General features: G+C 68.9%; 13 protein-coding genes. 10 read left to right on the top strand and 3 right to left on the bottom strand.

The genetic code is table 11. From position 1 onward, the window contains the following. Window positions 1-711 (bottom strand): serine/threonine-protein kinase (locus UK23_RS44650; protein WP_045317907.1); only part of this gene is annotated, 711 nt, incomplete at its 3' end. A gap of 35 nt (window positions 712-746) precedes the next feature. Continuing rightward, window positions 747-1,334, bottom strand: a complete 588-nt coding sequence (locus tag UK23_RS44645; RefSeq protein WP_045317906.1) for an NADPH-dependent F420 reductase — start codon at window positions 1,332-1,334, stop codon at window positions 747-749. Window positions 1,335-1,370: 36 nt separating this feature from the next. Between UK23_RS44645 and UK23_RS44640 the strand changes: the two genes are divergently transcribed. Beyond that, window positions 1,371-1,772, top strand: a complete 402-nt coding sequence (locus UK23_RS44640) for a helix-turn-helix domain-containing protein (protein ID WP_330770615.1) — start codon at window positions 1,371-1,373, stop codon at window positions 1,770-1,772. A gap of 82 nt (window positions 1,773-1,854) precedes the next feature. Beyond that, the gene (locus tag UK23_RS44635; protein ID WP_156213845.1) at window positions 1,855-2,265 is read left to right on the top strand and encodes a hypothetical protein; all 411 of its coding nucleotides are present in this window, start codon (window positions 1,855-1,857) and stop codon (window positions 2,263-2,265) included. Window position 2,266: 1 nt separating this feature from the next. Here the strand turns inward: UK23_RS44635 and UK23_RS44630 are convergent, their stop codons facing one another. Further along, window positions 2,267-3,274, bottom strand: a complete 1,008-nt coding sequence (locus tag UK23_RS44630; protein ID WP_231114970.1) for a LacI family DNA-binding transcriptional regulator — start codon at window positions 3,272-3,274, stop codon at window positions 2,267-2,269. A gap of 164 nt (window positions 3,275-3,438) precedes the next feature. Between UK23_RS44630 and UK23_RS44625 the strand changes: the two genes are divergently transcribed. The 8 genes from UK23_RS44625 to UK23_RS44590 form a co-directional block, all read left to right on the top strand. Next, complete coding sequence (locus tag UK23_RS44625; RefSeq protein ID WP_045317908.1) at window positions 3,439-4,956, top strand: sugar ABC transporter ATP-binding protein; 1,518 nt, start codon at window positions 3,439-3,441, stop codon at window positions 4,954-4,956. Window positions 4,957-5,011: 55 nt separating this feature from the next. Beyond that, entirely contained in the window at window positions 5,012-6,058 is a 1,047-nt protein-coding gene (locus tag UK23_RS44620; protein WP_045317904.1) for an ABC transporter permease, read from the top strand. Further along, window positions 6,051-7,022, top strand: coding sequence for an ABC transporter permease (locus UK23_RS44615; protein WP_045317903.1), 972 nt, complete (start codon window positions 6,051-6,053; stop codon window positions 7,020-7,022). Before UK23_RS44620 ends, UK23_RS44615 begins: the two co-directional genes overlap by 8 nt. Beyond that, window positions 7,019-8,080, top strand: a complete 1,062-nt coding sequence (gene rhaS, locus UK23_RS44610) for a rhamnose ABC transporter substrate-binding protein (RefSeq protein ID WP_045317902.1) — start codon at window positions 7,019-7,021, stop codon at window positions 8,078-8,080. Before UK23_RS44615 ends, rhaS begins: the two co-directional genes overlap by 4 nt. 1 nt (window position 8,081) lies before the next feature. After that, window positions 8,082-8,393 carry an L-rhamnose mutarotase gene (locus UK23_RS44605; protein ID WP_045317901.1) on the top strand — a complete coding sequence of 104 codons (312 nt, stop codon included), beginning with the start codon at window positions 8,082-8,084 and terminating at the stop codon, window positions 8,391-8,393. 16 nt (window positions 8,394-8,409) lie between these two features. After that, entirely contained in the window at window positions 8,410-9,564 is a 1,155-nt protein-coding gene (rhaI, locus tag UK23_RS44600; RefSeq protein WP_045317900.1) for an L-rhamnose isomerase, read from the top strand. Continuing rightward, a complete protein-coding gene (locus UK23_RS44595) occupies window positions 9,564-11,588 on the top strand; it encodes a bifunctional rhamnulose-1-phosphate aldolase/short-chain dehydrogenase (protein WP_045317899.1) in 2,025 nt (674 codons plus the stop codon). Before rhaI ends, UK23_RS44595 begins: the two co-directional genes overlap by 1 nt. Further along, on the top strand, window positions 11,585-12,848 hold a 1,264-nt coding region (locus UK23_RS44590; RefSeq protein WP_045317898.1), incomplete at its 3' end, for a rhamnulokinase. The genes UK23_RS44595 and UK23_RS44590, both read left to right, overlap by 4 nt.

Genomic DNA, 12,848 nt, shown 5'->3' with positions numbered 1-12,848 from the left:
CATCAGCCGGGTGAGGTCGAACGGCAGATCGTCCGGGATCACCGGCGGCCGGTGCAGCCGGGCGACCGCCGCCTCGATCTCCGCGCCCTCGTACTCACGGTGCCCGGTCAGGCACTCCAGCAGCACCAGGCCGAGCGCGTAGACGTCGACCGCCGAGGTGATCTCCCCGCCGCGCACCTGCTCCGGCGCCAGGTAGGCCGCGGTGCCGACGACCTGGTCGGCGCGCGTGAGGCGGGAGCTGTCCGCGACGCGGGCGAGGCCGAAGTCGGCCAGCCGGGGTACGTCGCCGGCCTCCAGCAGGATGTTGGACGGCTTGACGTCGCGGTGGATGAACCCGTGACCGTGCACATGCGACAACGCGTCGGCCAGTGCCGCTCCCAGCCTCCGGACGTCGTCGACGTCCATCGGCCCGTACGCGATGCGGTCACGCAACGTGCGGCCCTCGACCAGTTCCAGCACCATGAACGGTGTTTCGCCGGACGCGTCCGCGTCGTACACGTCCACCAGCCCAGGATGCGACAGCGACGCGAGCGCGCGGATCTCGTTGTTGAAGCGCCGGACGTCGACCCCGTCCCGGCAGGACCGGAACAGTTTGATCGCCACATCCCGCGCCAGCACGGTGTCGCGAGCACGGCGCACCTCGGCCACGCCACCCGCGCCCAGCAGCTCGCCGAGCCGATAGCGGTCGGCGAGGAGTTGTCTGTCCGGCATGGCAAGGGATTCCCGCCGGACAGACACCCTAACCGTCAGTCCTCGACGGCGAACGCGGCTTCGAGCGGCGGCAGCACGGCACGCGCGTCGGCTCCCGCGAACCACAGGCCGACCACGAACGCCGACATCGCCTCCAGGTAGCGGGCCCGACTCAGCCCACCCGCGCGCACGGGTTCCGCCTTCAGGTCGCGGACCAGTTCCTCGACCCGTACGAGCGCCTCCTCGTCGTCACCGCACAACGGAACGGCGAGCCGCCGTCCCTCGAACACCCGCTCGCTCGCTGCCCACACCTCGGCGGCGCACAGGTTGAACGCCTTGACCACTCGTGCGCCCGGCACCGACTTCGCGATGCGCTCGGCGACGGCGTCCTCGCCCAGCACCATGCTGCCGCCGTCCGGTTCGAACGCGTTCGTGCAGTCGATCACCGTGCGGCCGTCGAAGCCGGCCTGGGACAACACATCCGTCAGCGCTGACACCGGCACCGCCAGCAGCGTGACTTCGCCGAACTCCACCGTCTCGCGGATCTCGCCGCGCCTGCCGCACCTGATCTCGTGGCCCGCCGCGGCCCAGCCGTTGCCCAGTGCCCGTGCCATCTGCCCGGCACCGATGATTCCGATTCGCATGCCGCAGACGCTAGGAAGTCCGAAAGGCACCCGCGGGTGCGCAACGACGCTGGCAGGCTGGACGTCGTGACGATCGAACAGGTTGACCTGGGCCCGTACGGCGACTTCGAGGCGGACTGCCCGGCCAGGCTCGCGGTCGACCTGTTCAGCAACTCGTGGCTGATGGTGATCGCCTACACGCTGCGGGACGGAGCGATGCGGCCGGGCGAGCTCAAGACGACCATCGGTCACATCAGCCAGAAGATGCTCACGCAGACGTTGCGGCGCATGGAGAACATGGCTTTGGTGGAACGCCGCCGGTACGCAGAGGCCCCACCGCGCGTCGAGTACTCACTGACCGATGCCGGGCGCGACCTGCTGGTGCCGATCTTCGCTTTGGGTGCGTGGGCCGACGAGCACGGCGACACGGTTCGCACTGCGATGCTCGGCGAAATTTAATGGCCCCTAGCTCGGTTGATCACCCCGTGGTTAATGTCGGATCCGCACTGACAAGCCCTATCTACCCACGAGGTGAACAAAAGTGCGTGCTATTTCGACGTTCGTGCTGACGGCTACCGCCGTACTGGCCACCGCGCTACCGGCCGCGGCCGCTCAGGTCGACGCCGCCGTCGCCATCCAGCAGCAGGGACGACTGGAGGCGCGTGGAGCCGCTGTGACCGTGCCGACGCGGGTGATGTGCCAGAACGGCGCCACCGGGTCGTTGTGGGTGCAGGTCACCCAGAACGTGCGGGGTGAGCTCGCGATCGGCGAGAAATACACGCCGAGCGTTCCGTGCACCGGCGAATTCCACAAAGTCGACGTGACCGTCGTGTCGCGCACCAAGGCATTTCGTCAAGGCGTCGCATTCACGTCCGCGTCGCTGAACGTCTATCTCCCGCCGGACAATTCGAGCACCGTCGAAGAAGAGCGCGAAATGATGCTGGTGCGCTGATTCACCGCTTCGCGGCACTCGACGCGCGAACCACGAGCTCCGGCTGGAACTTCACGTGCCGGTGCTCGTGGTCCGGCTCGTTCTCCGCCAGCAGCAGGCTCGCGGCGGTGCGCCCCAGCTGGTCGCGCGGCTGACGCACCGACGTCAACGGCACCGCGGCCGCCGCGGCGAACTCGATGTCGTCGTAGCCCACGACGGCCAGGTCGTCCGGTACCTTCAACCCCTGCTGCGTCATCGACTGCAACAGGCCGAGCGCGAGCAGGTCGTTGGCGCAGAACGCGGCCGTGGGGCGACGAGACGACGGCAGTCCCATGAGCCGCTCCCCCGCCCCGCGCCCCTCCGCCACCTGCAGGCCCTTGGTTTCCAGCAGGGTGAGCGCATCCTGAGGCAGGCCCGCGTTTGTGAGCGCTCGCATCGCGCCCTCGTACCGGTCGCGCACCTGCTGGATCGACAGCGGGCCGCCGACCATCGCGATGCGCGTGTGCCCGTTCTCGATCAGGTGGGTCACCGCGAGCTCGCCGCCCAGCACATCGTCCACCGCGACCGAGCAGTGCGTGCCGTCCGCCGACTCGCGGTCCACCAGGACGACCGGGGTGCCGCGCTCGGCGATCTGCGCGCCCTCGCCGTCGACCGGCGTGACGAGGATGCCCTCGACGCGCTGTTCGTGCAGCAGCTCCAGGTAGTCGTGCTCACGGCCGGCGTCCGAGGCGCTGTTGCACAGGAACAGCGCGAACCCGGCCTCCCGCGCCGCGTCCTCCACGCCACGGGCCACGTCGGTGAAGAACGGGTTCGCCGCGTCGAGCACGACGTACGCGATCACCCGGCTGCGACCGGCGCGGAGCTGGCGTGCGGACTCGTTGCGCACGAAACCCAGTTCCTCGATCGCGGCCAGCACCCGCTGCCGCGTCGCCGGGGCGACGACGTCCGGCCGGTTCAGCACGTTCGAGACGGTCGCGTTGGACACGCCGGCGTGCTGCGCGACGTCGCGGATGCCCACTGACGGCTTCACCGGCGGCTCCTCTGTTCTTGGTCGCTGCTGCACAGACTCCGGCGAGTTCACCGGCGTGAACTCGCCTTTGTTGAAACGTGACAACGAATCGTACCCCGTGTCCCTTGACATGCGGGCGTAACGCACCCAGAGTTCACGTAACTCAGTCTTTAAAACGTTTCAACATCGAGGAGACGGACGTGGACCGACCTCCCGTGGTGGCACTGGAGCAGGTGAGCAAGTCCTTCGGCGCCGTCCGCGCGTTGTCCGGGGTGTCGCTGCGACTGCTGCCCGGCGAGGCCCACGCGCTGCTCGGGGAGAACGGGGCCGGCAAGTCGACGCTGATCAAGACGCTGGCCGGGGTGCACCGGCCGGACGCCGGGCAGGTGCTCGTCGACGGGGCGTCGAAGCGGTTCGCCGGTCCCGCCGACGCGCTGGCGGCGGGCATCGCGATCATCTACCAGGAGCCGACGCTGTTCGGTGACCTGTCGGTGGCCGAGAACGTCTTCATGGGCCGCCAGCCTCTCGGTCTCGGTCGCCGCATCGACGTGGCGCGGATGCACGCCCGCACCTCCGAGTTGTTCTCCCGCCTGGGTGTGCGGCTCGACCCGGCACGTCCCGCACGCGGACTGTCCATTGCGGACCAGCAGCTCGTCGAGATCGCCAAGGCGTTGTCGTTCGACGCCCGCGTGATCGTGATGGACGAGCCGACCGCCGCGTTGTCCGCGCACGAGGTCCAACGGCTTTTCGGTGTGGTGCAGGCGTTGCGCGACCAGGACGCGGCTGTGCTGTTCGTGTCGCACCGGCTCAACGAGGTGTTCGAACTGTGCCAGCGCGCCACGGTGCTGCGCGACGGCGAGTTCGTCTGGTCCGGGGAACTCGCCGGCGAGACGCCGGACTCCTTGGTGCGCCGCATGGTCGGCCGCGAGCTCTCCCAGCTCTTCCCCAAGGAGGACACGACCGCGGGCGAGGTGCTGCTGTCGGTGCAACGACTGACCCGCGAGGGCGTGTTCACCGACGTGTCGTTCGACGTCCGCGCGGGCGAGATCGTGGCTCTGTCCGGGCTGGTCGGCGCGGGACGCAGCGAGGTCGCACGGGCGGTCTTCGGCATCGACCGGCCCGACGGCGGAGTTGTGCACGTGCGCGGCCGGAAGCTGAAGTACGGCTCCCCCACCGCCGCGATGGCCGCGGGGATCGGGTTCGTGCCGGAGGACCGGCGCCAGCAGGGACTCGTGATGGACGCGTCCATCGAACGCAACACCGCGCTCGCGTCGCTGGGCCGGCTGTCGACGTTCGGGTTGCTGCGCAAGAAGAGTGAACGTGCGCTCGCCCAGGACTGGGCCGTGAAGCTGCGGCTGAAGTTCGCGAAGCTGAGCGACCCGGTCGGCGTGCTCTCCGGCGGCAACCAGCAGAAGGTCGTGCTCGCGAAGTGGCTGGCGCGCAAGCCGTCCGTGTTGATCGTCGACGAGCCGACGCGTGGCATCGATGTCGGAACAAAAGCCGAGGTGCACAGGCTGTTGTCGGAACTGGCCGGGCAGGGTGTCGCGGTGCTGATGATCTCGTCGGAGCTGCCGGAGGTGCTCGGGATGGCCGACCGCGTGCTCGTCATGCACGAAGGCAGGCTGGTCGAGGAGCTGTCGAGGGCCGAGGCGACCGAGGAACGGGTCGCGATGGCCGCGGCCGGACAGGTGGTGGCGCGATGACCGCACTCCACACCCCCGCCGCCCCGCTCCCTGTCTGCCTCACCGAGGTGTCCCCATGACCACTCAACTGGACACGCCGGTCTCCCCGCCCGCGGAGCGCACGGCAGCCCGCCGCCTCTCCACCCGCGTAGGCCGAGTCCGCGAGCTGGGCATTGTCGTGGCGTTGGCGCTCGTCGTCATCCCCACGGCAGTAGTCAACCCTCGGTTCATCCAGCCCCAAAGCCTGCGCGACCTCCTCCTCAACGCCTCCATCGTCGCTCTCCTGGCAGTCGGCCAAACGCTCGTCGTGGTGACCAGGAACGTCGACCTGTCCGTCGGTTCGGTCCTCGGCCTCTCCGCATTCCTGACCGCACAACAGTTCGCCGATCACCCCGGCACGCCACTCCTGGCGGGCATCGGGTTCGGCATCGCGGTCGGACTCGCCTGCGGACTCCTCAACGGCCTGCTGGTCGCCTTGGGCAAGGTCCCGAGCCTCGTCATCACCCTCGGCACGCTCTACGTGTTCCGCGGCATCGACTACGCCCTCGCCCACGGCACGCAGGTCAACGCCGCCAACCTCCCCGACGCCCTGCTGAACCTGGGCAGCAGCCGCGTTCTCGGCATCCCGGTGCTCGTTCTGGTCACCGTCGTCGTCATCGCGGTCGCCGCCCTCTACCTGCGCTCCTACCGCTCCGGCCGCGAGCTGTACGCGATCGGCTCCAACCCGGAAGCAGCCACTCTCGCAGGCATTCCGGTCGCCAAGCGCACGCTCACCACGTTCGTCCTTTCCGGACTGATCGCGGGCCTGGCAGGCGCGCTGTGGGTCGCCCGCTACGGCACGGTCGACGCGGCAGCGGGCACAGGCCTCGAACTCCAGGTCGTCGCGGCCGTGGTCGTCGGTGGTGTCGCGATCTTCGGCGGATCAGGAACGGTCGCGGGTGCCGCGCTCGGCGCACTTCTGCTGGGCACGATCACGAGTTGCCTGGTGGTGCTGCAGATCCCCGCGTTCTGGCAGCAGGCGATCGCGGGCGCGCTCCTGCTCAGCGCCATCACCGTCGACCGGCTCCTGGCGCTCCGCCTGGCGAAGGCCCTGCGCACCACGGAAGGAACCAGCCATGCGTAACCTCCTGCGGTGGGAGACCACACTGGTGTTCCTGCTGATCGTGGTGGCGCTGACAGGTCAAGTCAGCACGGATGGCTCGTTCCTGTCCGGTGGCAACCTCTTCTACCTCGGCCTGGACATCGGCGAGATCGCGCTGATCGCTCTCCCGCTCACGCTGGTGATCGTCGCGGGCGAGATCGACCTGTCCGTCGCCTCGGTGCTCGGCCTGTCCAGCGCGTTGATCGGCTGGCTGTGGAACGCGGGCTGGCCGCTCGAAGCCATCCTGCCGACCGTCGTCGTGGCAGGCGCGGTCTGCGGAGCGTTCAACGGGCTGCTGGTCACCCGGCTCGGTCTGCCCAGCCTCGCGGTCACCATCGGCACGCTCGCCCTCTACCGCGGCCTCGCGCTGGTGGTGCTGGGCGACACGGCGGTCGCGGACTTCCCGGCGAGCTACACCTCGTTCGGCACCACGCCGGTACCCGGCACGGACATCCCGTATCCCATCGTGTTAGCGCTAACGCTCGCCATCCTGTTCGGCATCGCGTTGCACGCCAGCTCATTCGGCCGGTCCGTCTACGCGATCGGCGCCAACGAGGAGGGCGCGCGGTTCTCCGGCATCCGGGTAAAGCGGATCAAGCTGATCCTCTTCGTGCTCGCCGGAGCGGTCGCCGCGATCGCCGGCATCGTCTACACGTTCCGCTTCTCCAGCGCCCGCGCGGACAACGGCGTGGGGCTCGAGCTGGCCGTCGTCGCCGCCGTACTGCTCGGCGGCGTGTCCATCTTCGGCGGCAAGGGCACGCTCTTCGGCGTGCTCGCGGGAGTGCTGCTGCTGGGCGGCCTGCGCAACCTGCTGATCCTGCAGGACACCTCCACCGAGGTCCTCACCATCGTCACCGGCCTCCTGCTGCTGGTGAGCGTTCTCGCCCCTTCCATCACCCGACGCGTTGCAACACCCAGGAAAATTCTGCGAAAGGCCGCCACATGAACACACGTCTAGTGCTCGCCCTGGTGGTATCCGGGGCAGTCGCGCTCACTGCCTGCGGTGGCACCACGAAGGACAGTTCGAGCCAGCAGACAGGCGGCGCCACCAACGCCGCCAAGGCCGACCCGAACGCGCCGCTCAAAGAGGGCCTGAAGATCACGTTCCTGCCCAAGCAGGTCAACAACCCGTACTTCACCGTGGCGCAGAAGGGTGCCGAGCAGGCGGGCACGGCGATCAAGGCCGAGGTCAAGCCGACCGGCCCGTCCGACGCGGCCGCGAGCTCCCAGGTCACCTACATCAACACCGCCGCGCAGCAGAAGCAGAACGCTCTGGTGATCTCCGCCAACGACGCCAACGCCGTCGCTCCGGCGTTGAAGAGCGCACGTTCACAAGGCCTGAAGGTCGTCACGTTCGACTCCGACGCGGCGCCGGACGCCCGCGACGTCTTCATCAACCAGGCCACGTCGAACGAGATCGCCGCCGGTCAGGTGAAGCTGATCTCCGACGCGGTCGGGGGCAGCGGTGAGATCGCGATCCTCTCGGCGACCCCGAACGCCACCAACCAGAACGCGTGGATCGAGGTCATGAAGACCGAGCTCGCGAAGCCCGAGTTCGCCGGCCTCAAGCTCGTGGAAACCGCGTACGGCAACGACGACGACCAGACGTCGTTCCAGAAGACCCAGGGCCTGCTGCAGGCGCACCCGAACCTCAAGGGCATCATCTCGCCGACCACCGTCGGTGTCGCGGCGGCCGCGCGCTACCTCAGCTCGTCCGAGTACAAGGGCAAGGTCCAGCTGACCGGCCTGGGCACGCCGAACCAGATGCGCAAGTTCGTGCAGGACGGCACGGTGAAGTCGTTCGCGCTGTGGGACCCGAGCAAGCTCGGCTACCTCGCCACCTACGCCGCGGCCGCGCTGGCGTCCGGGCAGATCACCGGTGCGGAGGGCGAGAAGTTCAAGGCGGGCGACCTCGGCGACTACACGATCGGCGCCAAGGGTGAGGTCGTGCTCGGCCCGCCGACCGTGTTCACCAAGGACAACATCGACAAGTTCGACTTCTGACATGCGCGTCTGCTTCACGTTGCGGGTGCGCCCGGATCGTCTGGACGAGTACCGGGCGCGACACCGCGAGGTGTGGCCGGAGATGCGGGCTGCCCTCAGCGAGGCGGGCTGGCACAACTACTCGCTCTTCCTCGCCGAGGACGGCCTGCTGATCGGCTATCTCGAATGCGACGACTTCGACGCGGCACTCGCGGAGATGGCCCGCACCGAGGTGAACGCGCGCTGGCAGGCCGAGATGGCGGAGTTCTTCGTCGGCGACGGCAACGCCGACGAACGGATGCGGCCGCTCGACGAGGTCTTCCACCTCGACTGAGTTTTGGGGAGAACAAATGAGTGTCAAGGCCGCTCTGCGCGAGCAGCGGATCGAGACGCCTTCGTGGGCGTACGCGAACTCCGGCACCCGGTTCAAGGTGTTCGCACAGCAGGGAGTTCCGCGCACGGCGTACGAGAAGATCGACGACGCGGCGGTGGTGCACCGGCTGACCGGCGTCGCGCCGACGGTCGCGCTGCACATCCCGTGGGACAAGGTCGACGACTACGGCAAGCTCGCTTCCCACGCCCGCGATCGCGGGGTCGCGCTGGGAGCCATCAACTCCAACGTGTTCCAGGACGACGACTACAAGCTCGGCAGCGTGTGCCATCCGGACGCTTCGGTGCGGCGCAAGGCGATCGGGCACCTGCTCGAGTGCGTCGACATCATGGACGCAACTGGTTCGCGTGATCTCAAGCTGTGGTTCGCGGACGGACTGAACTACCCCGGCCAGGACAACATCCGTGCCCGCCAGGACAGGCTCGCGGAAGCCCTGAGCGAGGTCTACGCGCGGCTTGGTGGCGACCAGCGGATGTTGCTGGAGTACAAGCTCTTCGAGCCCGCGTTCTACACGACGGACGTGCCGGACTGGGGCACGGCGTACGCGCATTGCCTGCAGCTGGGCGAGAAGGCGCAGGTCGTGATCGACACCGGGCACCACGCACCGGGTACGAACATCGAGTTCATCGTGTCGTTCCTGCTGCGGGTGAACAAGCTCGGCGCGTTCGACTTCAACTCGCGCTTCTACGCCGACGACGACCTGATGGTGGGCGCGGCGGACCCGTTCCAGCTGTTCCGGATCATGCACGAGATCGTGCTGGCCGATGCTCTCAAGCCGGCCGCGGGGATCGCGTTCATGCTCGACCAGTGCCACAACCTGGAGCCCAAGATCCCGGCGATCATCCGGTCGGTGCTCAACGTCCAGGAGGCCACGGCCAAGGCGCTCCTGGTCGACCACGAGGCGCTGTCCCAAGCTCAGCAGGCCGGTGACGTGCTCGGTGCGAACGCCGCGTTGATGGACGCCTACAACACCGATGTGCGGCCACTTCTGCGCGAGCTGCGCGAGGAGATGGGCCTCGATCCCGACCCGATGGCCGCGTACGCGCGATCGGGGTACGCCGAGCAGATCGTCCGTGAACGAGTTGGCGGCGAGGCCGCTGGGTGGGGTGCGTGATGAGTCAGGTCGAATCGCTGCTGGGCAGGAGCAACCGGCTCGGAGCGGACCCGCGCAACACCAACTACGCGGGCGGCAACACCTCGGCCAAGGGCGACCAGCTCGACCCGGTCACCGGTCAGCCCGTGGAACTGTTGTGGGTCAAGGGATCCGGCGGCGACCTCGGCACGCTCACCGAGCCGGGGCTCGCGGTGCTGCGGCTGGACCGGCTGCGCGCGCTGACCGAGGTGTATCCGGGCGTCGAGCGCGAGGACGAGATGGTCGCCGCGTTCGACTTCTGCCTGCACGGCAAGGGAGGCGCGGCGCCGTCGATCGACACGGCCATGCACGGCCTCGTCGACGCGGCACACGTCGACCACCTGCACCCGGACGCGGGCATCGCGTTCGCGACGGCCGCCGACGGCGAGGCGCTGGTCAAGGCGTGCTTCGGCGACCGGGTCGTGTGGGTGCCGTGGCGGCGGCCCGGTTTCCAGCTGGGGCTGGACATCGCGGCGGTCAAGCGGGACAACCCGCAGGCCGTCGGCGTGGTTCTCGGCGGGCACGGCATCACCGCGTGGGGCGCGACGAGCGAGGAGTGCGAGGCCAACTCCCTCGACATCATCACCACCGCCCAGCGCTACCTCGACGAACACGGCCGCCCCGACCCGTTCGGCGCGGTGGTCCACGAACCGCTGCCACTTGAAGAACGTCGTGTGCGGGCCGCCGAACTGGCGCCGGTGATCCGCGGCTTGGCCTCCACGGACTCCCCGCAGGTCGGTCACTTCACCGACACCGACGTGGTGCTGGACTTCCTGTCCCGCGAACGGCATCCGGAACTGGCCGCGCTCGGCACCTCGTGCCCGGACCACTTCCTGCGCACCAAGGTCCGCCCGCTGGTGGTCGACCTGCCGCCGAACACTCCGCTGGAAGACGTGATCGACCGGCTGGAACACCTGCACGACTCGTACCGCGAGGACTACAAGTCGTACTACGAGCGGCACGCCGGGCCGGACAGCCCGCCGATGCGCGGCGCGGACCCGGCCATCGTGCTCGTGCCGGGCGTCGGCATGTTCAGCTTCGGCCGCAACAAGCAGACCGCACGCGTCGCCGGCGAGTTCTACGTGAACGCCATCAACGTGATGCGCGGCGCCGAGTCGGTCTCCCGGTACGCGCCGATCGAGGAGCGCGAGAAGTTCCGCATCGAGTACTGGGCACTCGAAGAGGCCAAGCTGCAACGGATGCCGAAGCCCAAGCCGCTCGCCACCCGCGTCGCCCTCGTCACCGGCGGTGGTTCGGGTATCGGCCGGGCCATCGCGCAACGGCTCGCCGCTGAAGGTGCGTGCGTGGTGGTCGCCGACCGCGATGGCGACGCCGCACGTGAGGTCGCCGAGGGAATCGGTTCGACAGACGTGGCAGTAGCGGTGACCGTCGACGTCACCGACCCGGCAGGCATCATCGAAGCGTTTCGAGCGGCGTCACTCGCGTTCGGCGGCGTCGACCTGGTGGTCAACAACGCCGGCCTGTCGATCTCCAAGCCGCTCGCCGACACCACCGAGGCCGACTGGGACCTCCAGCACGACGTGATGGCCAAGGGTTCGTTCCTCGTCTCCCAGCAGGCCGCGAAGGTCATGCGCGCCCAGGCGATGGGCGGCGACATCGTCTACATCTCCAGCAAGAACGCGGTCTTCGCCGGCCCCAACAACGTCGCTTACGGCGCTGCCAAGGCGAACCAGGCGCACCAGGTCCGGTTGCTCGCGGCGGAGCTCGGCGAGGACGGCATCCGCGTCAACGGCATCAACCCGGACGGCGTCGTCCGCGGCTCCGGCATCTTCGCGGGCGGCTGGGGTGCCCAGCGCGCCGCGGTCTACGGCGTGCCGGAGGAGAAGCTGGGCGAGTTCTACGCCCAGCGCACCCTGCTCAAGCGCGAAGTGCTGCCGGAGCACGTGGCAGCAGCGGTGTTCGCGCTGACAGCAGGCGATCTCTCCCTCACCACGGGCCTGCACGTGCCGGTCGACGCCGGTGTCGCCGCGGCCTTCCTGCGATGACCCCTGAGATCACCGCGGTCGCGGCGGTCGACCTCGGCGCCTCCAGCGGAAGGGTCGTGCGCGGCGTCCTCAGCGATGGCACCGTGCACATCGAGGAGGTGCACCGGTTCCCCAACGGGCCGGTGCACCACGGCGACAGGCTCCACTGGGACGTGCCCGGCCTGTACCGCGAGGTCCTCACCGGCCTGAAGCTCGCGGGCGAGATCGAGAGCATCGGCATCGACAGCTGGGCAGTCGACTACGGCCTGCTCGACGCGCGTGGCCGGTTGCTGGACAACCCGGTGCACTACCGCGACTCCCGCACCGAGGGCATCACGCCACCGAGCGGGCTGTACGAGGTCAACGGGCTGCAGTTCCAGCCGTTCAACACGATGTTCCAGCTGATGGCCGAACCGCTGCTGCCCCAGGCGTCCCAGCTGCTGCTGATCCCCGACCTGCTGTCCTACTGGCTGACCGGTGAACGCGGCGCCGAGTACACCAACGCCACCACGACCGGCCTGATCGACGTCCGAACAGGACAGTGGTCGCCCGAACTGACCCGCGACCTACCGGCGAACCTCCTGCCGGACCTGCGTCACCCCGGCGACACGGCGGGCACCTGGAACGGCGTCCCGGTCACCGCGGTCGGCTCGCACGACACCGCGTCCGCCGTCGTCGCCGTGCCGGCCGAGCACGACCGGTTCGCCTACATCTCGTGCGGCACCTGGTCGCTGGTGGGCGTCGAACTCACCAAACCCGTGCTCACGCCAGAAAGCCAGGCCGCGAACTTCACCAACGAGGGCGGGGTCGACGGCACGATCCGCTACCTCCGCAACGTGATGGGCCTGTGGCTGCTGCAGGAGTGCCTGCGCTGCTGGGACGCCGAACTGGAACCGTTGCTGCGAGAAGCCGCCCACGCGACAGGCACGGTGTTCGACCCCAACGACCCGGTCTTCCTCCCACCCGGTGACATGCCCGCGCGCATCCGGCAGCAAAGCGGGAAGGACATGACACGACCCGAGATCGTCCGGTCCGTTCTGGACAGTCTCGCGCTGGCCCACCGCGACGCGATCGCGGACGCCCAGCGGTTGTCCGGCAAGGAGGTCGAGGTCGTGCACATCGTCGGCGGCGGCTCGCACAACGAGCTGTTGTGCCAGCTCACCGCCGACGCCTGCGGTCTCCCGGTGGTCGCGGGGCCCGCCGAGGCGACCGCGCTGGGGAACGTCCTGGTGCAGGCGCGTGCCGTGGGCGCTGTCCACGGCACACTCGCCGACCTCAGGG

This window comes from Lentzea aerocolonigenes, from assembly GCF_000955955.1.
Lineage (GTDB): Bacteria > Actinomycetota > Actinomycetes > Mycobacteriales > Pseudonocardiaceae > Lentzea > Lentzea aerocolonigenes_A.
The sequence above is the reverse complement of the archived record's forward strand: the minus strand, read 5'-3'. Positions and strand labels throughout refer to the sequence as shown.

Bases quoted from the DNA above. Each gene is read 5' to 3' on its own strand.
- rhaS (WP_045317902.1), top strand. From the start codon at position 7,019: ATGAACACACGTCTAGTGCTCGCCCTGGTGGTATCCGGGGCAGTCGCG.
- UK23_RS44620 (WP_045317904.1), top strand. From the start codon at position 5,012: ATGACCACTCAACTGGACACGCCGGTCTCCCCGCCCGCGGAGCGCACG.
- UK23_RS44615 (WP_045317903.1), top strand. From the start codon at position 6,051: ATGCGTAACCTCCTGCGGTGGGAGACCACACTGGTGTTCCTGCTGATC.
- rhaI (WP_045317900.1), top strand. From the start codon at position 8,410: ATGAGTGTCAAGGCCGCTCTGCGCGAGCAGCGGATCGAGACGCCTTCG.
- UK23_RS44595 (WP_045317899.1), top strand. From the start codon at position 9,564: ATGAGTCAGGTCGAATCGCTGCTGGGCAGGAGCAACCGGCTCGGAGCG.
- UK23_RS44605 (WP_045317901.1), top strand. From the start codon at position 8,082: ATGCGCGTCTGCTTCACGTTGCGGGTGCGCCCGGATCGTCTGGACGAG.
- UK23_RS44645 (WP_045317906.1), bottom strand. From the start codon at position 1,334: ATGCGAATCGGAATCATCGGTGCCGGGCAGATGGCACGGGCACTGGGC.